Consider the following 23,474-nt stretch of genomic DNA (forward strand, 5'->3'; position numbering starts at 1 on the left):
CGAACCAGAGAAGGAGAGTTTTCCCATGACAAGAAACATTGTGGTATGCATTATACTGAGCATCATCACCTGCGGCATCTACGGTCTGTACTGGATGTACACCCTGAACGAGTATGCCCGTGCGGTGGCCCCGAACGAGTGGCGCACCAGCGGCCTCACCGTGATTCTGCTGAGCATCATCACCTGCGGCATCTATGGCCTGTACTGGAACTACAAGATGGGCAAGGCGTACATGACCGTGAACGGCGGCAACGACAACAGCCTGCTGTTCATCCTGCTGAGCCTGTTCGGCTTCTCCATCGTGAACTGGGCCATCATGCAGAACGACATCAACCACGCTGCCGGCATGCAGGGCTAACCCTGTGGAACGGGCACAGCGTATCCTGTACCGGCTGACCATGGGCTGCGCCGTGGCGGGGCTTGCGGTGCTGGGCGGCGTAATACTCAGCGGCAAAGCCTGGCCGGATCCGGTGTTTGCCATCGGTGCGCCGGTGGGCCTGGGCCTTGTGGCGCTCTGCCTTGTATGTCTGGCCGCGCTCTGGGCGCTGCGCTTTGGCGGCGCGGTGCGCCGGGGCCAGCTGTGGCAGGCCGCCGCGCTGGTGGCCGTGGCCATCGCCTGCCTTGCGGGCTTTTTCCTGCGCCGGTGAAGCGCGTGCAGGATTCAGAAAACAAAAAGAACCCCGGCACCCGGAAATGCTCCGGATGCCGGGGTTTTTGCGCATTTTGAGCCGACGGAAACGAAACGCCGCCGGGTTTTCAACGAGGAGCGGGGCCGGATGTGGAAAAGCCGGGCAGCGTTACGCCCTCGTGGGCCAGCAGCCAGCGCTTTTTGTCCAGCCCGCCCGCGTAGCCGGTCAGGCTGCCGTTTGCCCCCACCACCCGGTGGCAGGGGATGATGATGGAAATGGGGTTGCGGCCCACCGCGCCGCCCACCGCCTGCCCCGCCATGGGGCGGCCGGTCTGGGCGGAAATGGCCCGGGCCAGCGCCCCGTAGGTGGTGGTCTGGCCGTAGGGGATGGTCAGCAGCAGCGCCCACACCCGTTTCTGGAACTCGCTGCCCTCCGGCGCCAGCGGCAGCTCCGCCGGGCTGGGAGTATCCCCCGCAAAATACCGGTTCAGCCAGTGCTCCGCCCGGGCGAACAGGGGCAGTTCAGCCCGCCGGGGAGCATCCGGCGGCAGATGGGCCGCATAGTGCATCTGACCGGCCAGCCACAGGCCGGTCAGGTGGGTTTCGGTGCCCGCCAGCATCATCGGCCCCAGCGGGCCGGTCAGGGTGGTGGTGTACAGCATAAGGGGCCTCCTTTTTGCAATCATTCCTCCGGCTCCACCGCGAAGAAGGTCTCCCCGCCCTCCCGGCGGAAGGTGATGATCTGACCGGAAGGCTGGCCGTTTTCGTCCAGAATGTCCAGCCGGAATCTGCCCTCGCCATTGCCCAGATAGGCAAGGCCGCTGGGGCTTGCGGGGGTGGCCTCGATGCCCATCGGCTGGAAGGTGCCGTCCGCCGAGAGAAACGCCAGCCGCACGTCCGTGTGCTCCGGCTCCGCGTACAGCACCACGCCCACCAGCTCCTCGCCGCCGTCCGGCACCGCCACGCAGTCCAGCACTGTGCGCCGGGCGTTCTGCTCCTGGGCGAGGAACAGCTCCATCACCGCTTCGTCGGTCCATTCCGGGGCCTCGCTGGCGGCGGGTTCACTGGCGCTTGTGGCTTCGTCGGCAGGCTGGGAGAGGGACGCCGGGCTGCTGGAACCGGGCAGGGAAGTGGAGGCCGGTGCGACGGAAGCGGGGGCGCATCCGGCCAGCAGCACCGTCGCAAGGCAGCAGACAAAAGGCAGAACGATCTTCTTCATGGGGGGATCCCTCCTTTTTGGGCGGCCCTCAAAGGGCGCGGCGCCGCCCCACCGGCGAACGGCGCGGGGGCCGGAAAAGCTCTTCTGCCCCCATTGTAAGCGCCCGGCGGGCAAAAAACAAGCAGCAAAGGCCGCTTTGCCTTGTAATATCTTGTGGAAAGCGGTATAATAGCCGGGAACGGCTATTACACCGTTATTTTTATGCCCTTTTTCTTGCCCCTTGCGGGGCAACCGAAAAAGAAGGCGAATTATACCATTTCGCTTCGCTTTATGGTATAATAAAACGGTCTAAGAGTTTGCGGAGCCCGGGGTTTCTCGGGCTCCAGCGATTGAAATAAAAGGGGTATTATTGATTATGGAAACCATGGGAAATCTGCGCCGCACCCGTTATTGCGGCGAAGTGCGTCTGGCCGATGCGGGCCAGGAGATGTTGGTGGCCGGTTCCATCGCCAAATGCCGGGATAAGGGCGGCATCATCTTTGCCGACCTGCGCGACACCACCGGCATTCTGCAGATGGTGTTCGACGACTCCACCGACCCCGCCGTGTTCGAGAAGGCCAGCAGCCTGAAGAGCGAGTATGTGGTCATTGCCAGGGGCGTTCTGCGCGAGCGCGACGCCAAGACCGACAAGATCGCCACCGGCGACGTGGAGCTGTATGTGACCGAGCTGCGTGTTCTGAGCGCCGCCGAGACCACCCCCTTCGAGATCCGCGACGAGGTGAAGGTGAAGGACGAGCTGCGCCTGAAGTACCGCTATCTGGACCTGCGCCGCCCCAGCATGCACGACCCCATTGTGCTGCGCAGCAAGATCTGCCAGATCATCCGCAACTACTACTGCGACAACCACTTCTGCGAGATCGAGACCCCCATGCTCATCAAGAGCACCCCGGAAGGCGCCCGCGACTATCTGGTGCCCAGCCGGGTGCAGCCGGGCCACTTCTACGCCCTGCCCCAGTCTCCCCAGCTGTACAAGCAGATTCTGATGCTGTCCGGCTTTGACCGCTACTTCCAGATCGCCCGCTGCTTCCGCGACGAGGACCTGCGCGCCGACCGCCAGCCCGAGTTCACCCAGGTGGACCTGGAGATGAGCTTCGTCACCGAAGAGGACATCATGACCCTGAACGAGGGCCTGATCAAGAAGCTGTGGAAGGAGATTTTGAACATCGACGTGGCCACTCCCTTCCAGCGCATGCCCTGGGACGAGGCCATGGCCCGCTACGGCTCCGACAAGCCCGACACCCGCTTCGGTCTGGAGATCATCGACGTGACAAGCGCGGTGCGTTCCAGCGAGTTCGCCCCCTTCAAGGGCGCCATCGAGGCCGGCGGCAGCGTTCGCCTGATCAACTGCAAGGGCCTGGCCGACAAGCTGACCCGCAAGACCATCGACAAGCTGGGCGACGTGGCCAGGACCTACGGCGCCAAGGGCCTGGCCTACACCCGCCTGACCGCGGACGGCGAGACCTCCAGCTTCGAGAAGTTCCTCACCGAGGAAGAGAAGGCCGCCCTGCGTACCGCCGCCGGCGCCGAGACCGGCGACGTGCTGCTGGTGGTCAGCGACGCGGACAACGTGCGCGCCTGCACCGCTCTGGGCCAGGTTCGTCTGGAGGTTGGCCGCCGCTGCGAGCTGATCGACCCGGACAAGTTCAACTTCCTGTGGGTGGTGAAGTTCCCCCTGTTCGAGTACAGCGAGGAAGAGGGCCGCTACATGGCCATGCACCATCCCTTCACCATGCCCACCGAGGACAGCATGGACAAGCTGGAGACCGAGCCCGGCAAGTGCTACGCCAACGCCTACGACATCGTGCTGAACGGCTGCGAGCTGGGCGGCGGTTCCATCCGCATCAACGACCCTGCCCTGCAGGACCGGATGTTCAAGGCTCTGGGCTTCACCGAGGAGAAGGCCCGCGAGAGCTTCGGCTTCCTGATGGACGCCTACAAGTACGGCGCACCCCCGCACGGCGGCATGGCCTACGGCCTGGACCGCATGGTGATGCTGATGCTGAAGCGGGATTCCATCCGCGACGTGATCGCCTTCCCGAAGGTGCAGAACGCCAGCGAGCTGATGAGCGGCGCCCCCGAGACCGTGGACGAAAAGCAGCTGCGCGAGCTGAGCATCGCCACCGTAAGCGCCGAGGGCTGACCTGCCAACTGAATAACGGCAAACGCGCCGCTTCCCGAACATCGGGAGGCGGCGTTTTTTTGCCCCGGCGAAAAATATTTGCCCGGAAATTGACCGCAAGGGGCATCCTGTGCGTATTTCTTACAGAAGGGAGTGGGAATCATGGAGCAATTTACCCCGCCGCCCGGCGAAGCGGAGCGGGTGGTGGAGCAGTACGGCGACATGCTCTACCGGCTGTGTCTGGTGGCGCTGGGCAGCCGGGCGGACGCGGAGGACGCGGTGCAGGACACCCTGCTGCGCTATCTGCAAAAGGCTCCGGCGTTTGCCAGCCGGGAGCACGAAAAGGCCTGGCTGATCCGGGTGGCGGCCAACCGCTGCCGAGATTTGCGGCGGTTTCGGCTGCGCCATCCCCACACCGGGCTGGAGGAGGTGGCGGGCCGGTGCGCCGAGCCCGGGGATCGGGCGGTGCTGGAGGCTTTGATGAGTCTGCCGGAGAAATTCCGGGTGGTGCTGCTTTTGCATTATGTGGAGGGCTACTCCACCGGCCAGATCGCCCCCCATGATCGGCCGCACCCCCTCGGCGGTGAAGATGCGGCTGCAAAAGGGCAGAAAGCTGCTGGAACAGGCATACGGAAGGGAGGAAGGCTAGATGGACGAGGAACGACTAAACCGGGCGGTGCGGGGCATTCGCATGCCGGAGGACGCCCGGCAGCGGCTGCTGCACCGGCTGAAGGAGGAGCGGCCCCGGCGGGCGGTGCGCCTTCCAAAACGTCCGGCGCTGGCGGCGGTGGCGGCCTGCCTTGCGCTGGCGCTGGGCCTGCCCGCCCTTGCCGCCAATGTGGAACCGGCGTACACGCTGCTGTATCGGGCATCCCCGGCGGCGGCCCAGTACCTGCAGCCGGTGCGGGAAAGCGACGAGGACAGCGGCATCCGGATGGAGGTGGTGTCGGCGGCGGTGCAGGGCGATACGGCAGAGGTGTGGGTGGCCCTGCAGGATCGGACGGGCAGCCGGGTGGACGCGACCACCGACCTGTTCGACAGCTATTCCATCCGCAGCCCGGCGGACCAGAGCGCCCATTGTGAGCTGGCGGGGTACGACGAAGCTACCGGCACCGCCCTGTTCCGGCTGCGCATCACCCGGGCGGACGGGAAGAGCTGGCAGGGGGAGAAGGTCACCTTTTCCTTAAAGAAATTTCTCAGCCGCAAAGCCGCGTATGAACAGGTGGAGATTCCGCTGGATCTGGCCCGGCTGCCCCAGAACGCCGAAACCCGGCCGGTGACCCTCACCGGCTATGGCTCGCCGTCGGGAAACGCGCCGGATGCATTTGACGCGCTGGTGCCGGGGGAGGGGCAGAAGGACTTTCCGGTGGAGGGCTTTTCGCTCACCGGCGCGGCCTGGGCGGCGGACGGGCTGCACATCCAGCTGGCGGTGAAAAACCGGCAGCAGAACGACAACAACGCCGAGGTCTATCTGCTGGGGCCGGAGAGCGAAAAAACCTTCTGCGACTTTCTGGGCTATTTCCGGGAAGGGGAGGGCGAAAACCGGGTGGATTACATGGAATATGTGTTCTCCGGCACGCCCCAGACGCTGGCGGACTGCCGCCTGGCCGGTGATTTTTATACCGCCGGTCTGCTCACCGAGGGCAACTGGAAGGTGACCTTTTTGCTGGAAGGCAGCGACGAATAAAAAGCACAAACCCCCGGCATCATCCTGAAGGGAAGAAAGGGCATCGCCAGATGGGAGAATTTTCGGTTCCCGAAAGTTTACTTTCTGCCAGATCCAGCGTGCGGCTAAAAAGGAGGCTGTGTGCGGTCTGACCAGAATTGACAGAAATTCATGCGAGTGCTACAATGAAAACGTTAAGAAATTATTTACATTCCTAACACATTCTTGCGCCGATCATCGCTGTGGCAGTGTGGCGAATTCCGGCGAAAATTGGTTTTGCGGGCGCACATGGCGGCAAGACGGGATGCTTTTGTCTGCCTGGCCTGGATGCTTTGGGAGGATCTGGATTGTTGTAATTTTATCCGGCCGTTTTACGGTTCGATAGAAGGAGGAATACGGAATGAAACGAATGTTGTCTATGGCGATGTTGTCACTCGCCGCCTGTTCACTTTGCGCTTGCAGTCAGGCCCCCTCTGTTGAGGTGAATCCAGCTTCTGCGTCCAGCTCTTCACCGGCCAGCTCGTCCGTGGCCAGTTCCTCCGTGGCGGCCGCTTCCGCCTCTTCCCAGGCGGCGGCCTCCGGGTCCGAAACGCCCGCGTCCGGGTCCGAAACCGGATTCACGGACTATTTCACCCAGAATAATTTGGAAGTATTGGAGGGGCGCGGCCCCATTGAGACCACTGCCATCGCCTTTATGCCGGACGATCCCGCCACGCAGATCGTGGTTCCCTGCACGGTGACACTGGAATCTCCCCTGTTGCAGTCGCAGGAGGATGGTTATTCCACCATCGTCCGGAAAGTGCGCACCGTGACAAAGGTTCCTTTGGAAGATTATCAGGCGGGCTATACGACCGTGAGTTTTGCCAACGGTCTTTACGACTTGTATACGGGAATGAAATTCCCCTCCCAGAACCTGTCCGATAACGAAGGCTTTGATTACAGCAACACGATCACAGTGAACGGTGTGGAATACACCGTGGAGTACAGCAAGGAAAACAGTTGGGAGTGGGAGGTAATGTCGTCCGAGGACGGCGATCAGGAACTGGGGATCTGCACCGGTACTTACATCCTGAAAATTCCGGACGGGTACGACGGATTGGTCTATGCGGCCATGGGTTGCGCCAGCTATGTCCCGGATGAGGAAGGCGAAGACGGCTTTAACGAGACGATCAGCTATGCCCTGGATATCCAGAACAATCCTGAACGGGATTTCTCCAAAACCTCGTTCTTCCACTTCGGCTTGAATGATCCCATCCGGTAAAAGAAACCACAAAACCCCCGGCGGCAATCTGCCGCCGGGGGTTATCCATCCCTCTATGTTGGCGCTGTGCGCCCTGCCCGGGCTTTCCCTGCTCCGGGCTTTTTCTTTTCCCTTTTCTCTCTCTTCCCGTTTCGCTTATACGCGCTTTACATACATCTGCACGCTGGGGTAGTCGCCGGCCAGCTGGGGCAGGGGGTAGCCGGCGTGCATCAGGGTGCTGCCGCTGTATACCTTGCCCACGCCTTCCATGGCCAGATCCAGCCCGGCCTGGGGTGCTGCGTGGCAGCCGTGGATGTCCAGGCTTTCCACCCGGTACAGAGCGTCCGGCGCAAGGCCCCGCAGCCACAGGTGCAGCGGGCGGGCGTTGGCCTCCGGATGGGTGAGCACCAGATTTACCAGCGTCTCGCCCTGCTCCTCATCCACGAACTGCCAGGCGGCGTACCGCTCCTCCTCGGTGGGGTCGGTCAGCCGGTAGTACAGGCCATTCTGGATCAGCTGGTAGTGCTTGTCGAAGAAGGCGATCTGCTCCTTCACCTGGGCGGCTTCCTCGTCGCTCAGCTTGTTCAGGTCCAGCTCGTAACCGAAAGTGCCGGCCATGGCGGCCACCGCACGGGTCCACAGAGGCGTGGTGCGGCCGGTCTGGTGGTTGGGGCAGGCGGACACATGGGCGCCCATGCTGCTCACCGGGTAGCCGAAGGAGGTGCCGTGCTGGATCACCAGCCGCTCGATGGCGTCGGTGTCGTCGCTGCACCAGATCTGGGTGAAGTAGGCCAGCATGCCCGCGTCAAAGCGTCCGCCGCCGCCGGCGCAGCCCTCGAACAGCACATGGGGGAACCGGGTGGTCAGGGTTTCCAGCAGCTTGTAAACGCCCAGCATGTACCGGTGGGCCGCTTCGCCCTGCCGGTCGGCGGGCAGCACCCGGCTGTACACGTCGGTCATGTTCCGGTTCATGTCCCACTTCACGTATGCGATGTTGTTGTTGGCCAGCAGGTCGGTCAGCCGCTCGGTCAGGTAGTCCACCACGTCGTCCCGGCCCATGTCCAGCACCAGCTGGTTGCGGCTCATGGCAGGGGCGCGGCCCGGCAGGGTGAGCGCCCAGTCCGGATGAGCCCGATACAGATCGGAATCCTCGCTCACCATCTCCGGCTCCACCCAGATGCCGAACTTCATGCCCAGCGCGTTCACCCGGTCGATCAGGGGAGAAAGGCCGCCGGGCAGCTTTTTCTCGTTCACGAACCAGTCGCCCAGGCCGCTGTTGTCGTCGTTGCGCTTGCCGAACCAGCCGTCGTCCAGCACCAGCATCTCCACGCCCAGAGCCGCGGCCTTTTCCGCAATGCGCACGATGGCGTCGGAATCAAAGTCAAAATAGGTGGCCTCCCAGTTGTTGATCAGCACCGGGCGGCGGGCAAACCGGAACTCGCCCCGGCACACGTTGTGCCGGATGAACCGGTGATACTGCTGGGACAGGGCGGTCAGGCCGTTTTCGGTGCAGGCCAGAATCACCTCGGGGGCGATGAAGGCCTCGCCGGGGGCCAGCTGCCAGCTGAACCGCTCGTCGTGAATGCCGCTCACGATGCGGGTCAGGCCGTTCTGGTCCACCTCCACGTCGGTGCGGTGGCTGCCGGAATACACCGGCATCACGCCGTAGCACAGGCCGTGCTCCTCGGTGGCCTTGCGGTCGCACAGGATCACAAAGGGGTTGTGGTGGTGGCTGGAGGCCCCGCGGGTGGAGGACACGGTCTGGATGGCGTTCATCAGGGGGGTGCGCTCCATCCGGCGCTCCATGGCGTGGCGGCCGTGGAAGTGAATCATATCCCACCGGCCGAAGGGCAGGTCCAGACACATGGACGCGGCCTTTTCCAGCCGCAGGGTCTGGCTGCCGTCGTTCACCAGCCGGGCGGCCCGGGTGATGATGTCCTGCCGCTCGAATACGCCGTACCACAGTTCCAGCGCAAGGCCGGTCACGCTGTCCTCCATGCGGATGCACAGGCTCTCGGCCTCGTTTTCCTCGTCGTGGGCGGCGGGCAGGCCGGTCAGGGCGTATTTGCCCTTCTGAATGCTGTGGCTCGCGTAGTGCCATTCGGCCCCGGCAGCGCCGTTTTCCTCCCGCACCACCAGGCAGGAAAGGCGGAAGTCGCCGGTGTTGCAGCCGGTGTACTCCTGAGGCAGCACGTCCGGCGAGATGCCCCGGCGCTCCCGGTCGGCGTTGTGGTTGGGTGAGAAGCCCCGGTCGGCCGGGGGATACATGGCGGCCAGATCGCCCTGACCGATGGCCGGGCCGTAGTAGAGGTGAAGCAGACGATCCAGATGATCCAGCCCCATCTGGTAGGTGGTGCTGCGGGTGGAAAGGGTAAAGGTGCGCGCGGCGGCGTCGAATTGAATGCCCATACAGGGGTCCTCCTGAAGTTTGGAATCGGGCCGGGCCCGGCTGGGGCCCGGCTGGGCAGTGCCGCCTGCGGCGTTCGCCGTGGATGGCGCGGCACTGCTTTTGAAAAAACGGGATAAAACAACACGAGGTGGGTGGCCGGCCGTATGGTTCAACCGGCCGCCTGCCGTGATAAGGGGAAGTTTACTTACCGCCGGTCATGGCGATGCCCTGGATGAACTGCTTCTGGAAGATCAGATACAGGATCACCATGGGGATCATGGCCAGCAGGCTGCCGGCCATCAGAACCGGGAAGTTGGTGGTGTACTGGCCGTTCAGGGTGGACAGACCGGCAGACAGGGTCATCATGTTCAGGTCGATGTTGCAGATCAGCGGCCACATCAGGTCGGAGTAAGCGAACACCGCGGTGAAGATGGCCAGCGCGGCCATGCTGGAACCGGTGAGGGGGAACATGACGCGGGTGAAGGTCTGCCACTTGTTGCAGCCGTCCAGATAGGCGGCCTCGGCAATCTCGCCCGGAATGCCCAGATAGGTCTGGCGCAAAAAGAAGGTGCCGAAGGCGCTGACCAGGCCCGGGAACACCAGCGCGAAGATGGTGTTGGTCAGGCCCATGCGGGCCAGCATTAAGTACTGGGGAATGATGAAGATCTGGCTGGGCAGCATCATCTGCACCAGCACGATGGTGAACAGGGCCTTCTTAAAGGGGAAATCCAGCTTGGCGAAGGCGTAGCCGGCCATGGAGCTGAAGATCACCGCGCACAGCACGCGGAACACGATGAGCAGGGCGGTGTTCACATACAGGTTCACGAAGGGCAGGCTGGCCAGCGCGGTGACGTAGTTGTCCAGATTCCACTGGCTGGGCAGCAGCTGGGGCGGCACCGCCATGGACTCGGCCTGGGTCTTGAAGCTGGTGAGCAGCATCCAAACGAAGGGGAAGATCATAACCACGCTGCCCAGGATCAGTGCCACATAGGTGAGGGTCTTGTTCAGGGTATTGCTTGTTTGTGTGCGCATGATTTACACCTCGTAATTCACCCATTTTTTCTGGCCCGCGAACTGCAGCAGGGTAACGATGCCGATGAGCAGCACGGTCCAGATGACGATGGCGGACGCATAGCCCTTGTTGCCGGCCACAAAGCTCTCCCGGTAGAACAGGTACATCAGGCTCTGGGCGCTGGTGAGGGCGGGGTTGGACTGATCGACCATCATGTAGATCAGGTCATACACCTTCAAAGAGGACATCAGGCGCATGATGAGCACCACGAACAGGGTGGGCGAAACCATGGGCAGGGTGATGTGGAAGAACTGCTGCACCTTGGTGGCGCCGTCCAGAGAAGCGGCCTCGTACAGGCTGGCGGAGATGTTCTGAATGCCGGACAGCAGCAGAACCGCGTCGTAGCCGATGGCGCTCCAGATGGCCACGATGGCGCAGGTGATCAGCACGATGGACGGATTGGTGAGCCAGCGCACGTTGTGGCCCAGAATGCTGTTGATGATGCCGTACTCGGTGTTGAAGATCCACTTCCACACCATGGCAACGGCGGCGGGAGCCACCACCATGGGCAGGAAGAAGATGGCGCGGAAGGCGGTGCGGCCCTTGAGCTTTGCGTTCAGCAGAACCGCCACCAGCAGCGCCAGGAACACGCCCACGGGCACGGTGAGGATGCAGAAGTAGATGGAGTTCCAGGTTGCCTTCCAGAACTCGGTGCTCTGGAACATTTCGATGTAGTTATCCAGGCCGTTGAACTCGAAGGTGCCGAAGGCCTTGGACTTGGAGAAGCTCATGTAGATGGTCTCGATGAACGGCCAGATGTTCAGCACCAGCAGACCGATGATGGTGGGGGCCACCATCACCAGACCCCAGACAGCGCCGTCGCGGGACAGCTTGGAAGTTTTCTTCACGCGGAATGCCCTCCTTTATTCGTAGTATTCGGCGCTGGCCTCATCCACGATCTGCTGCATGGTTGCAAGACCGGTGGAGAGATCCAGCTCGCCGGAATAGATCTTGAGCAGAGTGTCGCTGACCTTGCTCTTCCACTCGGGGCGGGCGGCGTTGTTCACGCTCTGCACGCTGTAATCGAACATGTCGATGAAGCACTGCACGTTGATGGGGTACTCGTCGAACACGCCCACCCAGGTCTCTTCCAGACCCTCGTAGGCGGGAATGGCGGCGCCGCTCTCGCCCTGGATGCGCTGGCCTTCCTCGCTGCCGAAGAACTTCAGCACGTCCTTGACGATGTCCAGATGCTTGTTGTTTGCGCCGGTGGCGTAGCTCAGGCCGTTGGAGATGGTGGCCCGGCCGTCACCGCTCACCGGGTCGGGGCAGGCGGGCAGCACGGCCACGTCCCATTTGCCCACCATGTCGGGGTAGTTCTGCAGCTCGGTGAGGATGTTCCAGTTGCCCTCAAAGAACATGGCGCCCTTCTCGGAGAAGAAGGCCGCGCCGGGCGCGGTTTCCGCGAAGTAGTTCTGATCGGGGCACCAGTCGTAGCTCTGCAGGCCGATGTAGAACTCCATGCCCTTCTGGGTGGCCGGGTCGGTGAAGTTGGCGCGGGTGTTGTCCCCGGTGAGGATGCTGCCGCCCGCCTGGTACACGAAGTTCCAGTAGCCCAGCTGGTCGTCGCCGTAGGCCATGTAGCCGTATTTGCCGGTGGCGTCGTAGATGGCCTGAGAGGCGCTGACCAGGTCATCCCAGGTCCAGGTCTCGTCCGGGTAGGCAACGCCCGCCTGATCGAACATTTCCTTATTATAAACAAGGCCCACCGTGTCCTTATCCTTGGGCACGCCGTAGAGCTTGCCGTCCGAGCCGCTGGCGTTGGCCAGAGAAATGTCGGAGAAGTGCTCGGTGTCCACAATGTCGGAGCAGTCTGCCAGCTTGCCGTTGTCGGCGTACTTCAGAATCTCGTTGGTGTGCATCCAGAAGATATCCGGCATCTTGTTGCTCATGGCGGCGGCTTCCAGCTTGGTCCAGTATTCGTTCCAGCTGGTCACCTGCACCTCGATCTTCACGTTGGGGTGCTGGGCGGTGTAGGCATCGCACATGGCCTGCATGCCGTCGCGCTGGGCCACGTCCCAGATCTGGAAGGTCAGGTTCACGGTGCCGTCCGAGCTTTCGCCGCAACCGGTCAGCCCGGTGGCCAGCCCCGCGGCCAGGCAGACGCTCAGTGCGGCGCATGCCAGTCTGCGCATCAAACTCATTGCTTGTTTCCTCCTGTTCCTGTGCGGCTGCCGCCCGTTTCCGCCGCCCGCTCGGCCGGGTGCGGGCAGCTGGAAAGCGCGGCTTTCGCTGTTGTGCTGAAAAATTGGGAGCCGTTTTGTACAATGTGCACCATATACAATTTATTTCCCTTTTGGCTGTGTTTATTATACGATTTGACAGATGAAAGATAAATATCATTTTGCTGGTTTTTATCTCTCAATTTAGCTGATTCGGGCCATTTTACTTGAAGTTATCCAGCATTATGGTATATAATCAGAAAAACGGACAAAATGAGGGAGGAATGGCAATATGCCCACCGCATTCGGGCCGGATGCCGGCAACAAGCTGATTTTCCACGTGTTTCAGGACGAACGCTTTGTGGATCTGAACCTGTATCAGTACGGGTGGGAGCGCACCGAGCCGCTGCACTCCTACGGGCCGCACCGGCGCAACCACTATCTGTTCCATTATATCATCGGCGGGCAGGGCAGGCTGTATGTGGGCGAGCATGTGTATCCGGTGGGGCCGGGGGAGGGGTTTCTGATTATGCCGGGCCAGACCACCACCTACGCCTCGGACGAGGCCGACCCCTGGGAGTATACCTGGATCGAGTTCGACGGCCTGCGCGTGCGGGAAAGCCTGAGCCTGGCGGGCCTGGGCGCGGCAAAGCCCATCTACACCCCCGCCACCCGGGCCGGGGGCGAAAAGCTGCGGGAGTGCATGCTGCAGATCGTGCAGGACGGCGAGGCCAGCCCCATCCGGCAGATCGGCCGGGGCTTTCTGTTTCTGGACCAGCTGGTGGAATCCTCGGCGGCAAGGCAGCACCAGAGCCAGCGCCGCCTGCGGGACTTTTATATGAAGGAGGCGCTTTCCTTCATTGAGCAGAACTACCAGCGGGACGTGTCGGTGGAGGACATCGCCGCCTTCTGCGGGCTGAACCGGAGCTACTTCGGCAAGCTCTTCCGCGACACCATGGGCGAAAGCCCCCAGGCGTTTCTGCTCCACTACCGCATGGCCCAGGCGGCCCAGTTTTTGAAGGAGACCACCCAGCCGGTGAGTACCATCAGCACCATGGTGGGCTACGCAAACCCCCTGCATTTTTCCCGGGCCTTCAAATCGGTGTACGGCATCTCGCCCCGGGCCTACCGGCAGACCCATTTTACCCACCCGGCGGGTGTGTGATGCGGGGCACTGGCGCAAAAAAGCCAACTGTGGTACACTGTAACATGGAAAAAGGCCGCCGGGCACCCGGCGGGAAAGAGGGGAACAACGCATGGAAAAGCAGCAGCGCCGGGCGCTGAACAGCATTGTGCTGAGCATCACCACACTGGTGGTGGTGGCGGCTCTTCTGCTGGTGGGCATCGGCCTTGTGCGGGATAAAATGATGCGCAACACCCAGCAGATGGGCATGTCGCTGGCGGAGAGCTACGCCCGCGAGCCCCAGAGCCGGCTGGACAGCTTCGCCCGGGTCTTTCAGATGGCCTGGCTGTATACCGGGCAGGGAATCACCGGCCAGATGGACTGGGACACCCTGCAGCACGGCATGGAGCAGTACCAGCAGAATGTGGACGAGGTGTTCGGCGGCCATGTGGCCGACCTGTACGCGGTGATCGGGGGGCAGATCGTGGCCGCCAACCCCTGGGCCGGCGACAGCAACTACGATTATACCAGCACCGACTGGTATCAGAACGCGATGGCCTCGCCCGGCGAGATCGTGTTCAGCGACGTATACGAGGATGCCATCACCGGCGACCAGATCTTCACCCTGTCCAAGGCCATGGAGACCGAGGGCGACGTGCTGGCCATGGATGTGTACATCAACCAGGGCGACGTGCTGGATCTGGAGATCGGCCTGCCCTCCACCTATCATTTTTATCTGTTCGATACCGACGGCGGGCTGCTCTACCGGCTGATCGACCGGCAGGCCACCGACCCGGTGTATGCCGAGCAGCTGATCAGCGGCGTGCGGGACGGCAGCCTCTTTGCCTACGACGCCCAGATCACCGACCCCCAGGGCGTGGCCCGGGGCGTGTACTATGCCGAGATGGACAACGGCTGGACCGTGGTGATGACCATCCCCACCCAGGAGGTGCTGATGGGCGAAAGAGATCCGCTGATCTATTCCCTGATCGGCGTGGCTCTCATTGCCTTTGTGACCCTGCTGTTCATGGTGGTGCGGGATATTCTGAACCTGCGCCGGCTGGCCGAGACCGAAAAGACCATCCGGGTGCTCAGCGATTCCTTCTTTGCCATCTACCGGGTGGATTTTGCGGCCGGCACCTACCGGGCCATCAAGACCTCGCCGGATCTGCGGGGCAGCTTTGACGAGAGCGGCGACTACGAGCAGCTGCTGGCTCAGGTGAAAAAGCGGGTGCACCCGGAGGCCTATGCCGAGTTCGAGCAGGACTTCTCGCTCAAGAGCATTGCCCAGCGGGTGAAGGAAAACGTGGTGGACTACGGCGGCGACTACCAGCGCATGTTCGGCGGCAGCTACCACTGGGTGAACGTGCGCACCATCTACCAGAAGCACATCCTGCCCGGCGAGGTGATCCTCTGCTTCAAGGATGTGGACGTGGAAAAGCGCCAGCAGATGCAGCACATGATGATTCTGCAGGAGGCGCTGGACACCGCCAAAACCAGCGCCAGGGCCCGCAATACCTTCTTCAACACCATGTCCCACGACATGCGCACCCCCCTGAACGCGGTGATCGGTTACTCCGAGCTGATCCGCCGGGAGCCGGGCGACGCGGAAAAGGTCACCGGCTACATCAAAAAGGTGGAGTTTGCGGCCAAACAGCTGCTCATGCTCATCAACGACATTCTGGAGATGGCCAAGCTGGAGGCGGGCAAGAGCGCGCTGGACGTGAAGGAATTCGACCTGAACGAATACCTGACCGAGGTGTGCGAGATGTTCCGCGCTCAGGCCGAGCGCCAGAACAAGCGGTTTGAGCTGTCCATGCAGCTGAAGAATCCGGTGGTGAAGGGCGACTCCTTCAAGATCGGCCAGATCATGAACAACCTGCTCTCCAATGCGCTGAAATACAGCTGCGAGGGCGCCGAAATCAGGGTGGAGGTGCGCCAGTTCGACTACCAGAAGCACAGCAAGTATCAGATCGTGGTGGCGGATACCGGCATCGGCATGAGCGAGGAATTTTTGAATCACATCTTCGAGCCCTATTCCCGCGAGACCCACTTCACCCCCCGCGCCACCGAGGGCACCGGTCTGGGCATGCCCATTGTGAAAAGTCTGGTGCAGCAGATGAGCGGTGAAATCACGGTGGAAAGCGCCGTGGGCAAGGGCAGCCGGTTCACCGTGACCCTGCCGCTGGAGGTGGTGGAGCAGCACGCCGGCCCGGTGATCGGGGCGGCAGCCTCCGCCGCGGCCCCGGCGGCCAGCCCCGCCGCTTCGCTGGCGGGCCAGACCATTCTGGTGGCCGAGGACAACGAGCTGAACATGGAGATCGTCACCGAGCTGCTCACCATGAGCGGCGCCCAGGTGATCAGCGCGGCCAACGGCAAGCAGGCGGTGGAAAAGTTCCAGCGGTCGGCCCCCTATTCGGTGGATGCCATCCTGATGGATATGCAGATGCCGGTGATGGACGGCTGCGATGCCGCCCGGGCCATCCGCCGGCTGGATCGGCCGGACGCGGCCACCGTGCCCATTGTGGCGGTGACCGCCAACGCCTTTGCCGAGGATGTGGACCGCACCACCGCCGCGGGCATGAACGCCCATGTGTCCAAGCCCATCGACATGGACCGGCTGCTGAAGGCGCTGGCCCTGTGCTGGGCAGGCAGAACCCCGCCGGCAGCTTCGCCCGGCGAATGACCGGATACGCCAGCTGAAAAGAATAAAGCCCCGGGTTCCGACCGCACTGAAGCGGAGCCCCGGGCCTTTGCCCCAAATCCGGCCAGAGCGGAAAAACGCAGAAAAAGGCGGCTGCCTTTCCCGAATTGGGAAGGCAGCCGCCTTTTGATGTTGCAGTTTTGTTGGGGTGTTTTGGCGAAAACACCGGAGTACAGCGGCTTACAGGTCGCTGAACAGATCCTCCTTGTAAACGCCCGCCTCGATCAGCGCACGGAAGCTGGCCACAACGAAGTCCTTGTCCTCCTTGTAGGTCACGCCGAACCACTTGTCGTCGGTTTTCAGCACCTTCACCGACACCGCGCTGCGCTTGAGCAGCTGGTCGATGTAGATGGGCAGCAGGTACTCGGCCTTCAGGATTTTGTCGTCCGGAGTGTTGGCGAAGAACTCCACAAAGCCCTTGTCCAGCAGGTCCATAAAGGCGGGGGTCAGGCCCCACATGTTCATGGAAACCAGAGAGTCCGCGTCCACGGGCTTGCCCTCAACCTCGGCGCCGGTGGCGGTCTTTACGATATTGGAGGTCTCCTCCACGTCGGTCAGGTAGCCGGTTTCGTTCATGTGGCAGATGCCGCGGGTCACGCCGCCATTCTCAGACAGGGTGTTCTTCAGCACGAAGCCCGCCATGCACAGCTCGCTGTCGCCGTGGTCCTGAATCAGGAAGTCGTGGATCTTCACGAAGGCTTCCTTGCCGTAGTAGTCGTCGGCGTTGATTACCACGAAGGGCTCGTTCAGAAGACCCTTGCAGGCCAGAACCGCCTGGCCGGTGCCCCAGGGCTTGGTGCGGCCTTCGGGCAGGGATACGCCCTCAGGCAGGTTTTCCTTCTCCTGATAGGCGTAGGCGATCTCCACGCCCAGGCGGGCGCAGGTGGCGGCGATCCGGTCGCCAATGGCCTCGCGGAAGGCCTCGGCAATGTCGTGCCGGATGATAAAGACCACCTTGTTGAAGCCCGCTTCAATGGCGTCGTGAATGGAATAGTCCATGATGATTTCGCCGTGCAGGCCCACGGGCTCCAGCTGCTTGATTCCGCCGCCGAAACGGCTTCCGATGCCCGCTGCCATAATAACCAGGGCGGTCTGTTTGGATTGGCTCATGATGTTCTCCTTTTGCATTCCGTTTACTTATTTTAATAGGAAGATGCGTTGCCGGGTTATCTAGTTGAAATGGTACACAAGTTTGACACATTTGTCAATAAAATGCGCGATTTTTCCATGGAATGACCAAGGAAAATTTTCCAGTTTGAAGCGGGTGAAACGGGCCAAAAGCCGATGGAGCAAATCCGGTGGAATATCCTGCAAAAAAGCATGGGGGTACAGGGATATGTCCATCCAGGGAAAAAGAGGAAAAGAAGGGGGATTTCCAGCAGAAAAATCAATATTATTCGCTTTTCAGTCAGCTTTTTTACCAATTAGCCGAATCTGCACTTAATTCCACCGTTTTCATTGAAAAAAGATGCAAATTGCGTTATGATTAAAATACTGACATATAACCATCAGTACCTTCGCTTTCCTTTTACGGTAAAGCGAAAAGGACACGGCAATTTTCAGCGCAGCACCCGCAAAACAGGGGGAGAGGCAGCGGCTGTGTTTGCCAGGGCGAACTGCAGGCAAAACGGCAAACGCCGGCTCGGCGCCGCCCGGCAGACGCAAACGGAAAACCGCCAACGCAGAATCCCCCTGGGCAGCCCGGCCGCCCGGGGTATTTTGCGTTAAAAATGTTGATGAGTTATCGCGTATGGTTAAAATAATCAGCGGGAACAGATTGCGGGGAATAACAGCACCCCGCTCATGCTGAGCAATTATGGATATAAGGAGAGGGAATGATGAATCGTTTACGGCATAACACAATGTTGCGGGTGGTCAAGCTGCTGGATGCGGTTTTGCTCACCATTCCGTTCGGGGTGTGCTGGTATCTGGCGTATGCGGATAATCTGGCTGAGCCCTATTTTCAGAAGGGGAACTGGCTGGTGATCGCCCTGTTCTTTGGGCTGTATGTTACATACGGGCGCATCTACGAGGGGTTCCGCATCACGCTGAGCCGCATTTCCGAGATGCTCATGTCGCAGGCGCTGTCCGCCCTGATTGCGGACGGCATCATGTATCTGGTCACTTGGCTGCTGACCAAACATTTCCCGCCGGTGCTGCCCATGCTGGGCGTGTTCGCGGTGCAGGTGGCGCTGGCCGGGCTGTGGTGCACGCTGGCTCATCAGTGGTATTTCGGCCGGTATAAGGCCCAGAAAACCGCAGTAATTTACGACATGCGCGAGGGCATGGAGCAGCTGATTCAGGAGTACGGCCTGGAAAAGCGGTTCCATGTGACCGCCACCGCCGATGTGGACAGCGCTTTGAACGATAAGCTGCGCATTCTGGACGGCGTGGAGGTGGTGTTCCTGTGCGGCATCCATTTCCACGAGCGGAACATTATTCTGAAGCAGTGTGTGGCCCGGAACATCCGGGTGTATCTGATCCCCCGCGTCGGTGACGTGATCATGAGCGGCGCCGAGCGGATGCACATGTTCCACCTGCCCATGCTGCGGGTGGGCCGGTACGACCCCAACCCGGAGTATCTGTTCATCAAGCGGGCGTTCGATCTGTTTGTATCCGGCTTTGCGCTGGTGGTTCTGTCGCCCATTATGCTGGCGGTGGGCATCGCCATCAAGGCCACCGACGGCGGCCCGGCCTTCTATAAGCAGTGCCGCCTGACCAGGGACGGAAAGACGTTTAATGTATTAAAATTCCGAAGCATGCGAGTAGATGCAGAGAAGGACGGCGTGGCCCGGCTTTCCACCGGCGAGAACGACGACCGCATTACCCCGATTGGCAAATTCATTCGGAAATGCCGGTTGGATGAACTGCCGCAGCTGATCAATATTTTCAAGGGCGAAATGAGCCTGGTAGGCCCCCGCCCGGAGCGGCCGGAGATTGCGGCCCAGTACGAAGAGGAGCTGCCGGAGTTTGCGCTGCGCCTGCAGGCGAAAGCGGGCCTGACGGGCTACGCCCAGGTATACGGCAAATACAACACCACCCCCTACGACAAGCTGCAGATGGATCTGATGTACATTTCCAACCCCAGCTTTGTGGAGGATCTGAAGATCATGTTCGCCACGGTGCGCATCCTGTTCGAAGCGGAAAGCACCGAAGGCGTGGCCCAGGGCCAGACGACGGCGACACAAAAGAAAGAAAACGCAGGCACTACTGCGGCGTGAGGAATGGGAAATTATGTTAGTCAGTGTGATAATGCCCACATACAATTGCGGAAAGTTTATTGCGGAGTCGGTTGAGTCAGTTATTCACCAGACTGTACAGGATTGGGAATTGCAAATCGTGGATGACTGCAGCACCGACAACACCAAAGAGGTGCTCAAGCCCTATCTGGAAAAGTACCCGAACATTCATTACTATTGCTTGCCTAAGAATGGCGGCCCGGCAGTTGCCCGCACCGAAGCGATGAAGCGAGCAACCGGAAAATACGTTGCTTTTCTTGATAGCGATGATCTGTGGATGCCGAACAAGCTGGAGAAGCAGATTGCTTTTATGGAAGAAACGGGAGCGAAGTTCAGTGCAACAGGATATAGGTGGATAGGTGAAAACGGAAACGATTTACATACAGTGCTTATTCCGCCCCCAAAAACAGATTATGGAAAAATGATCCGTTTGTCGAATCCGATTGGTAATTTATCTGTGATGTATGATCAGGAAGCGCTGGGGAAGTTTGAGGTACCTTTAATAAAGAAAAGAAATGACTTTGCATTGTGGTTAAAAATTTTAAAAAAGGTAGACTACTGTTATGGAATGGAAGAGGTTCTTGGTGCATATCGGCTAGGACGTAAGGGGTCAGTGTCTAGTAATAAATTGCGGCAAGCCCAATACCATTGGCAACTATACCATGAAATTGAAGGACACAATGTGATTCGAAGCTTATATGAACTTGGATGTTGGGCTTGGGTGAAGGGTACTGGTATAGGAATTGATAAAAGGAAAGTGTGACAAAAGGCGAAATATGAAGATATGTATTTTAGGACCAGTCAGTACTAACAAATATTGGGGAGGAGTGTCCAGCTTTGATGAAGGAATTGCAGAAGCATTTATTGAAGCAGGACACGAAGTTGTTATTATATCTGAGCAATATAATGAGATACCGATCGTGAATGAGCTTCCATCTAGGTTGATTGAAAAAAGAAAAGTATTGAAAACTATAAAGGATTATCATCCTAATGTGGTAATTGCTAGCTTAAAGTATGGACGATATTTTAGTGGGTTAAAAAAACATACAGATATAAGAAAAATATATTTTTTGCATGGTTTTTTTAATCTTGATTCTTATGGAGCGATTAAGACTTTGTTGGCTGCTTGTTTTCAAAGATGGATGTGTTCATTAGCGGATGAAGTTGTCTCTAACAGCTATTTCACAAGTGCATTGAATTATAAGTTTTGGGGAATCAAAAGTGATCGTGTAGCATGGCTTGGAGTAGATAGAAAATATCGAGAACAGGTTTTAGAAAATCCACGGATAAAGAATGCTAATAATGGTAACATATTGTTTGCTGGCCGGTTGGCAAAAGGTAAAGGAGTAGACAGAATAATTAACGCATTTTCTTTGCTGAACAATCAGGAAAGAAAGTATAAACTTAATATTGCAGGTGATGGTCCGTTGAAAGTTGAACTAGAGAAACTTGCTTATAAAAATGGGATAAACGCTTGTTTTTTAGGAAAGATTGAGCATGATCAAATGTACGAGTATTATCGTAATGCGGAAATATTCATTTCTTTGAATGAGACAGAGTCTTTTGGAATTACTTATGTAGAAGCTTTGCTTTGTGGATGTAAGATCATTTGTCCAAAAACTGGGGGGCAAATTGAGTTTCTAAGTAATTATCCAGAAAGAGTTAAGTTTGTCGATCCGTATCAGGAACAAGAAATCAAAAGTTCTTTGAATGAATTGTTAAATAGTCTCGTGCATGAATTGGAAGGTGAAAAAATTGCAGATGAATTCAGTTACAATCAAACAATAAGAAAAATTTTGGATATTCAAAGAGTATAAAAGTATGAAGAAATATAAATTTATTTATGTCGTGGTTTTGTATAAGACTGTCGAATATTTGAGTGATTTAAGAGAAAGCATAATTAGGCAAAATGAGCCTTATAGAATTATTCTTGTTAATAATTATGCTGATGAAAAATCTTTGAATGATGCAAGAAAAATAGCCTTGGAATCGGACGATGTTGATTTGGTTGAAATGCCAAATAATGGCTATGGTGCTGGAAATAATGCGGGCATTGATTATGCTGTTCAAAATTATAGTTTTGATTATTTAGTTGTATGTAATTCAGATACTGTAATTGAGGAACTTGATGTTAATCTTCTCGATGAACCGATAGAACCTGTGATATATGCGCCAGAAATTATTTGCAGTACAGGAAAAAGACAAAATCCTAATTGGGCTTATTACAGACCTTTAATTGAAAAGATGCAATATGTTGCATGCAAATACGATAATCAATTTCTTGACTTAATGGCAATTGCTTTGTTGAAGAGCGAAAGATTGTTTTTTCAACATCTGTTTAAAGGTGTGAAAAGAAAAAAGATATATAGCGCTCATGGTGCGTTTTTGATCATTTCGAGAGAAGCAGTGGAGAAAATGTATCCACTATATGATGAAAAAATGTTTCTTTTTTACGAGGAAGTTTTTCTTGCTAAAAAAGCAAAAAAATTAGGCGTATCGACTTTTTACGTTCCGCAGATTAGAGTTTTTCATAAAGAAGATGGCAGTATGAGATTGGCTAATGTTAATCAGAAAAAGCAGGCTCAAAAGTCAGTTGTTTATTATTATGAAAATAAAAGGTGATAGCATAAATGAATATAGCTTTTATGATATCGTCCTTGGTGCTATTTGTCGCCTTGGGTAAAAAGATACAGGGCAATATAGGTTCGCTATCTTATTTGACTGGAATCCTTTGGATGATATATGTATTGTTTTCATATGTTTTCATGAAAGAATATTATTCGTTTAGCATGATTGGCATTATATGGATCAATGCTGCATTTTGGGTTATGCTGCTGATGGAGAGATTGGGGAGGAAAAAGGCTACTTCCAAATTTCAATGTACGTGTAAAACAACAGCTGTTTCAAAACAATCATGGTTGTATTTAAAAGTATGCCTTGTATTAGGTTTGGTTGCTTTTTTTTATCAGATTTCACTTTATGGATTCCAGCTTAGCAGTTTTAGCTCGCTAAGTACATTAGCATCTATGAATAATACTGTTGCCGTTGCACGTTATAGTGGAAATGGAATTGTGAACAACTTAACACAGGTGTTATTGGTGTTTGTGTACGCTGCTCCTGCTTGCGGTGGATATGCATTTGCATATAGCGATGGGTGTGTTTCTGATAAAATTTGGGCTATAGCAACCGTGTTTCCTGCGGTTTTGATGGTGTTATTCACTAATACGAAAGCTGTGGTTCTTGGAGCTGGAATGCTTTGGGCGAGTGCATATTTAGTTGCCTATTTTTCTAAGCAAAAGAAATTTTTGAAGTTATCATTTAGAATGGTCTGCCTATTATTGGTGATTTGTATATGCTTTCTTGTTTTTATGATCTTTTCAATGGTTCTTCGGATGGGAGAAGTTTCACAAAATACATTAGAAATTGCTTTGAGGAAATTTCAAATTTACGCTTTTGGATCGGTACAATCGTTTGATTGGTGGTGTGGAGAAATATATAGACCAGAATATAGAATAGGTGAAGCAACGTATTTAGGAGTGTTTGATTTTTTAGGCTTGGCAGAAAAAGTCCAAGGGGTTTATACAGCTGGCATAGGTACTTCTAGCAATGTGTTTACAATGTTTAGAGGAGTTATCGAAGATTATGGATATGTTGGAGATATCGCTTATTTAGGGATTAAAACATTTATATGTGGATTTTGTGTAGGACAGATGTATGTTTCGTCTAGGATAAGACCGATAATGACAGCATTTCTTGTTGCACATGTTTTCTTTTTGGTGTATGGATTTTTTGTGTCTCCTTGGACTTATATGAGTTATATTCTTTCAATTTTCGTTTTCGCGGGGTATTTATTTACTGCCTCGAGCCGAAGTATAAGAGTAACGTTTGGAAACAAAGTTTTGATTTGAGTCGT

The 23,474-nt window shown here is 57.1% G+C and carries 22 protein-coding genes and 1 pseudogene; 14 read left to right on the forward strand and 9 right to left on the reverse strand.

Annotation, left to right across the window (positions count from 1 at the left end):
- Window positions 1-25: 25 nt before the first annotated feature.
- Together ACESYO_RS01495 and ACESYO_RS01500 are read left to right on the forward strand one after the other, a co-directional pair.
- Complete coding sequence (locus ACESYO_RS01495) at window positions 26-358, forward strand: DUF4234 domain-containing protein (protein ID WP_058964157.1); 333 nt, start codon at window positions 26-28, stop codon at window positions 356-358.
- 4 nt (window positions 359-362) lie between these two features.
- The gene (locus ACESYO_RS01500) at window positions 363-647 is read left to right on the forward strand and encodes a hypothetical protein (protein ID WP_058964158.1); all 285 of its coding nucleotides are present in this window, start codon (window positions 363-365) and stop codon (window positions 645-647) included.
- Window positions 648-756: 109 nt separating this feature from the next.
- On the opposite strand, the gene ACESYO_RS01505 is transcribed toward ACESYO_RS01500, so the two are convergent.
- Complete coding sequence (locus ACESYO_RS01505) at window positions 757-1,290, reverse strand: methylated-DNA--[protein]-cysteine S-methyltransferase (protein WP_058964159.1); 534 nt, start codon at window positions 1,288-1,290, stop codon at window positions 757-759.
- Window positions 1,291-1,310: 20 nt separating this feature from the next.
- Complete coding sequence (locus ACESYO_RS01510; protein WP_373209258.1) at window positions 1,311-1,847, reverse strand: hypothetical protein; 537 nt, start codon at window positions 1,845-1,847, stop codon at window positions 1,311-1,313.
- Between the two features lie 355 nt (window positions 1,848-2,202).
- Here ACESYO_RS01510 and aspS point away from each other — a divergent pair, with 355 nt between their 5' ends.
- The 3 genes and pseudogenes from aspS (at window position 2,203) to ACESYO_RS01525 (ending at window position 5,653) form a co-directional block, all read left to right on the forward strand.
- Window positions 2,203-3,987, forward strand: coding sequence for an aspartate--tRNA ligase (gene aspS, locus ACESYO_RS01515; protein WP_373209259.1), 1,785 nt, complete (start codon window positions 2,203-2,205; stop codon window positions 3,985-3,987).
- A 201-nt stretch (window positions 3,988-4,188) separates the two neighbouring features.
- Window positions 4,189-4,476, forward strand: a pseudogene (locus ACESYO_RS01520) (RNA polymerase sigma factor); the annotation flags it as partial.
- A gap of 139 nt (window positions 4,477-4,615) precedes the next feature.
- Window positions 4,616-5,653: a hypothetical protein gene (locus ACESYO_RS01525; RefSeq protein WP_373209318.1), complete on the forward strand. Its 1,038-nt coding sequence runs from the start codon at window positions 4,616-4,618 to the stop codon at window positions 5,651-5,653.
- A 441-nt stretch (window positions 5,654-6,094) separates the two neighbouring features.
- On the opposite strand, the gene ACESYO_RS01530 is transcribed toward ACESYO_RS01525, so the two are convergent.
- Window positions 6,095-6,253 (reverse strand): hypothetical protein, encoded by a 159-nt coding sequence (locus ACESYO_RS01530; protein WP_373209260.1) that lies wholly within the window; start codon window positions 6,251-6,253, stop codon window positions 6,095-6,097.
- Between the two features lie 22 nt (window positions 6,254-6,275).
- Here ACESYO_RS01530 and ACESYO_RS01535 point away from each other — a divergent pair, with 22 nt between their 5' ends.
- Window positions 6,276-6,893 carry a hypothetical protein gene (locus ACESYO_RS01535; RefSeq protein ID WP_373209261.1) on the forward strand — a complete coding sequence of 206 codons (618 nt, stop codon included), beginning with the start codon at window positions 6,276-6,278 and terminating at the stop codon, window positions 6,891-6,893.
- 135 nt (window positions 6,894-7,028) lie between these two features.
- On the opposite strand, the gene ACESYO_RS01540 is transcribed toward ACESYO_RS01535, so the two are convergent.
- The 5 genes from ACESYO_RS01540 to ACESYO_RS01560 all read right to left on the reverse strand — a co-directional run bounded on the left by ACESYO_RS01540 (window position 7,029) and on the right by ACESYO_RS01560 (window position 12,698).
- Window positions 7,029-9,281: an alpha-galactosidase gene (locus tag ACESYO_RS01540; RefSeq protein WP_373209262.1), complete on the reverse strand. Its 2,253-nt coding sequence runs from the start codon at window positions 9,279-9,281 to the stop codon at window positions 7,029-7,031.
- Between the two features lie 181 nt (window positions 9,282-9,462).
- Window positions 9,463-10,293, reverse strand: a complete 831-nt coding sequence (locus tag ACESYO_RS01545) for a carbohydrate ABC transporter permease (RefSeq protein WP_276872295.1) — start codon at window positions 10,291-10,293, stop codon at window positions 9,463-9,465.
- A gap of 3 nt (window positions 10,294-10,296) precedes the next feature.
- A complete protein-coding gene (locus ACESYO_RS01550) occupies window positions 10,297-11,181 on the reverse strand; it encodes a carbohydrate ABC transporter permease (RefSeq protein WP_373209263.1) in 885 nt (294 codons plus the stop codon).
- Between the two features lie 15 nt (window positions 11,182-11,196).
- Window positions 11,197-12,477, reverse strand: coding sequence for an ABC transporter substrate-binding protein (locus ACESYO_RS01555; RefSeq protein WP_373209264.1), 1,281 nt, complete (start codon window positions 12,475-12,477; stop codon window positions 11,197-11,199).
- A complete protein-coding gene (locus tag ACESYO_RS01560; RefSeq protein ID WP_373209265.1) occupies window positions 12,474-12,698 on the reverse strand; it encodes a hypothetical protein in 225 nt (74 codons plus the stop codon). The genes ACESYO_RS01555 and ACESYO_RS01560 overlap by 4 nt, the downstream gene beginning before the upstream one ends.
- Before the next feature lie 89 nt (window positions 12,699-12,787).
- Between ACESYO_RS01560 and ACESYO_RS01565 the strand changes: the two genes are divergently transcribed.
- Window positions 12,788-13,660 carry an AraC family transcriptional regulator gene (locus ACESYO_RS01565; protein ID WP_283128553.1) on the forward strand — a complete coding sequence of 291 codons (873 nt, stop codon included), beginning with the start codon at window positions 12,788-12,790 and terminating at the stop codon, window positions 13,658-13,660.
- A 91-nt stretch (window positions 13,661-13,751) separates the two neighbouring features.
- Window positions 13,752-16,304, forward strand: a complete 2,553-nt coding sequence (locus ACESYO_RS01570) for a hybrid sensor histidine kinase/response regulator (protein ID WP_373209266.1) — start codon at window positions 13,752-13,754, stop codon at window positions 16,302-16,304.
- 198 nt (window positions 16,305-16,502) lie between these two features.
- Here the strand turns inward: ACESYO_RS01570 and ACESYO_RS01575 are convergent, their stop codons facing one another.
- Window positions 16,503-17,432, reverse strand: coding sequence for a nucleotidyltransferase family protein (locus ACESYO_RS01575; protein ID WP_058964168.1), 930 nt, complete (start codon window positions 17,430-17,432; stop codon window positions 16,503-16,505).
- A 372-nt stretch (window positions 17,433-17,804) separates the two neighbouring features.
- On the opposite strand from ACESYO_RS01575, the gene ACESYO_RS01580 reads away from it, so the two are divergent.
- The 6 genes from ACESYO_RS01580 to ACESYO_RS01605 all read left to right on the forward strand — a co-directional run bounded on the left by ACESYO_RS01580 (window position 17,805) and on the right by ACESYO_RS01605 (window position 23,469).
- Window positions 17,805-18,050 (forward strand): hypothetical protein, encoded by a 246-nt coding sequence (locus ACESYO_RS01580; protein ID WP_373209268.1) that lies wholly within the window; start codon window positions 17,805-17,807, stop codon window positions 18,048-18,050.
- 110 nt (window positions 18,051-18,160) lie between these two features.
- Window positions 18,161-19,543: a sugar transferase gene (locus ACESYO_RS01585; RefSeq protein WP_373211176.1), complete on the forward strand. Its 1,383-nt coding sequence runs from the start codon at window positions 18,161-18,163 to the stop codon at window positions 19,541-19,543.
- Between the two features lie 13 nt (window positions 19,544-19,556).
- Window positions 19,557-20,324: a glycosyltransferase family 2 protein gene (locus ACESYO_RS01590; RefSeq protein WP_373209270.1), complete on the forward strand. Its 768-nt coding sequence runs from the start codon at window positions 19,557-19,559 to the stop codon at window positions 20,322-20,324.
- A 13-nt stretch (window positions 20,325-20,337) separates the two neighbouring features.
- Window positions 20,338-21,378, forward strand: coding sequence for a glycosyltransferase family 4 protein (locus ACESYO_RS01595; protein ID WP_283128957.1), 1,041 nt, complete (start codon window positions 20,338-20,340; stop codon window positions 21,376-21,378).
- 4 nt (window positions 21,379-21,382) lie between these two features.
- Complete coding sequence (locus ACESYO_RS01600; RefSeq protein WP_283128956.1) at window positions 21,383-22,183, forward strand: glycosyltransferase family 2 protein; 801 nt, start codon at window positions 21,383-21,385, stop codon at window positions 22,181-22,183.
- 8 nt (window positions 22,184-22,191) lie between these two features.
- Entirely contained in the window at window positions 22,192-23,469 is a 1,278-nt protein-coding gene (locus tag ACESYO_RS01605; RefSeq protein WP_373209271.1) for an O-antigen polymerase, read from the forward strand.
- The last annotated feature ends 5 nt before the right edge of the window (window positions 23,470-23,474 follow it).

Source organism: Allofournierella massiliensis (assembly GCF_964241245.1).
In the GTDB taxonomy this organism is placed as follows: Bacteria; Bacillota; Clostridia; order Oscillospirales; family Ruminococcaceae; genus Allofournierella; species Allofournierella massiliensis.

Excerpts from the sequence above, each read along its gene's own strand:
- ACESYO_RS01545 (WP_276872295.1), bottom strand. The coding sequence starts at position 10,293 with ATGCGCACACAAACAAGCAATACCCTGAACAAGACCCTCACCTATGTG.
- ACESYO_RS01565 (WP_283128553.1), top strand. The coding sequence starts at position 12,788 with ATGCCCACCGCATTCGGGCCGGATGCCGGCAACAAGCTGATTTTCCAC.
- ACESYO_RS01605 (WP_373209271.1), top strand. The coding sequence starts at position 22,192 with ATGAATATAGCTTTTATGATATCGTCCTTGGTGCTATTTGTCGCCTTG.
- ACESYO_RS01505 (WP_058964159.1), bottom strand. The coding sequence starts at position 1,290 with ATGCTGTACACCACCACCCTGACCGGCCCGCTGGGGCCGATGATGCTG.
- ACESYO_RS01510 (WP_373209258.1), bottom strand. The coding sequence starts at position 1,847 with ATGAAGAAGATCGTTCTGCCTTTTGTCTGCTGCCTTGCGACGGTGCTG.
- ACESYO_RS01495 (WP_058964157.1), top strand. The coding sequence starts at position 26 with ATGACAAGAAACATTGTGGTATGCATTATACTGAGCATCATCACCTGC.
- ACESYO_RS01525 (WP_373209318.1), top strand. The coding sequence starts at position 4,616 with ATGGACGAGGAACGACTAAACCGGGCGGTGCGGGGCATTCGCATGCCG.
- ACESYO_RS01540 (WP_373209262.1), bottom strand. The coding sequence starts at position 9,281 with ATGGGCATTCAATTCGACGCCGCCGCGCGCACCTTTACCCTTTCCACC.
- ACESYO_RS01595 (WP_283128957.1), top strand. The coding sequence starts at position 20,338 with ATGAAGATATGTATTTTAGGACCAGTCAGTACTAACAAATATTGGGGA.
- ACESYO_RS01585 (WP_373211176.1), top strand. The coding sequence starts at position 18,161 with ATGAATCGTTTACGGCATAACACAATGTTGCGGGTGGTCAAGCTGCTG.
- ACESYO_RS01590 (WP_373209270.1), top strand. The coding sequence starts at position 19,557 with ATGTTAGTCAGTGTGATAATGCCCACATACAATTGCGGAAAGTTTATT.
- ACESYO_RS01570 (WP_373209266.1), top strand. The coding sequence starts at position 13,752 with ATGGAAAAGCAGCAGCGCCGGGCGCTGAACAGCATTGTGCTGAGCATC.
- ACESYO_RS01600 (WP_283128956.1), top strand. The coding sequence starts at position 21,383 with ATGAAGAAATATAAATTTATTTATGTCGTGGTTTTGTATAAGACTGTC.
- ACESYO_RS01575 (WP_058964168.1), bottom strand. The coding sequence starts at position 17,432 with ATGAGCCAATCCAAACAGACCGCCCTGGTTATTATGGCAGCGGGCATC.
- ACESYO_RS01580 (WP_373209268.1), top strand. The coding sequence starts at position 17,805 with ATGATTAAAATACTGACATATAACCATCAGTACCTTCGCTTTCCTTTT.
- ACESYO_RS01555 (WP_373209264.1), bottom strand. The coding sequence starts at position 12,477 with ATGAGTTTGATGCGCAGACTGGCATGCGCCGCACTGAGCGTCTGCCTG.
- aspS (WP_373209259.1), top strand. The coding sequence starts at position 2,203 with ATGGAAACCATGGGAAATCTGCGCCGCACCCGTTATTGCGGCGAAGTG.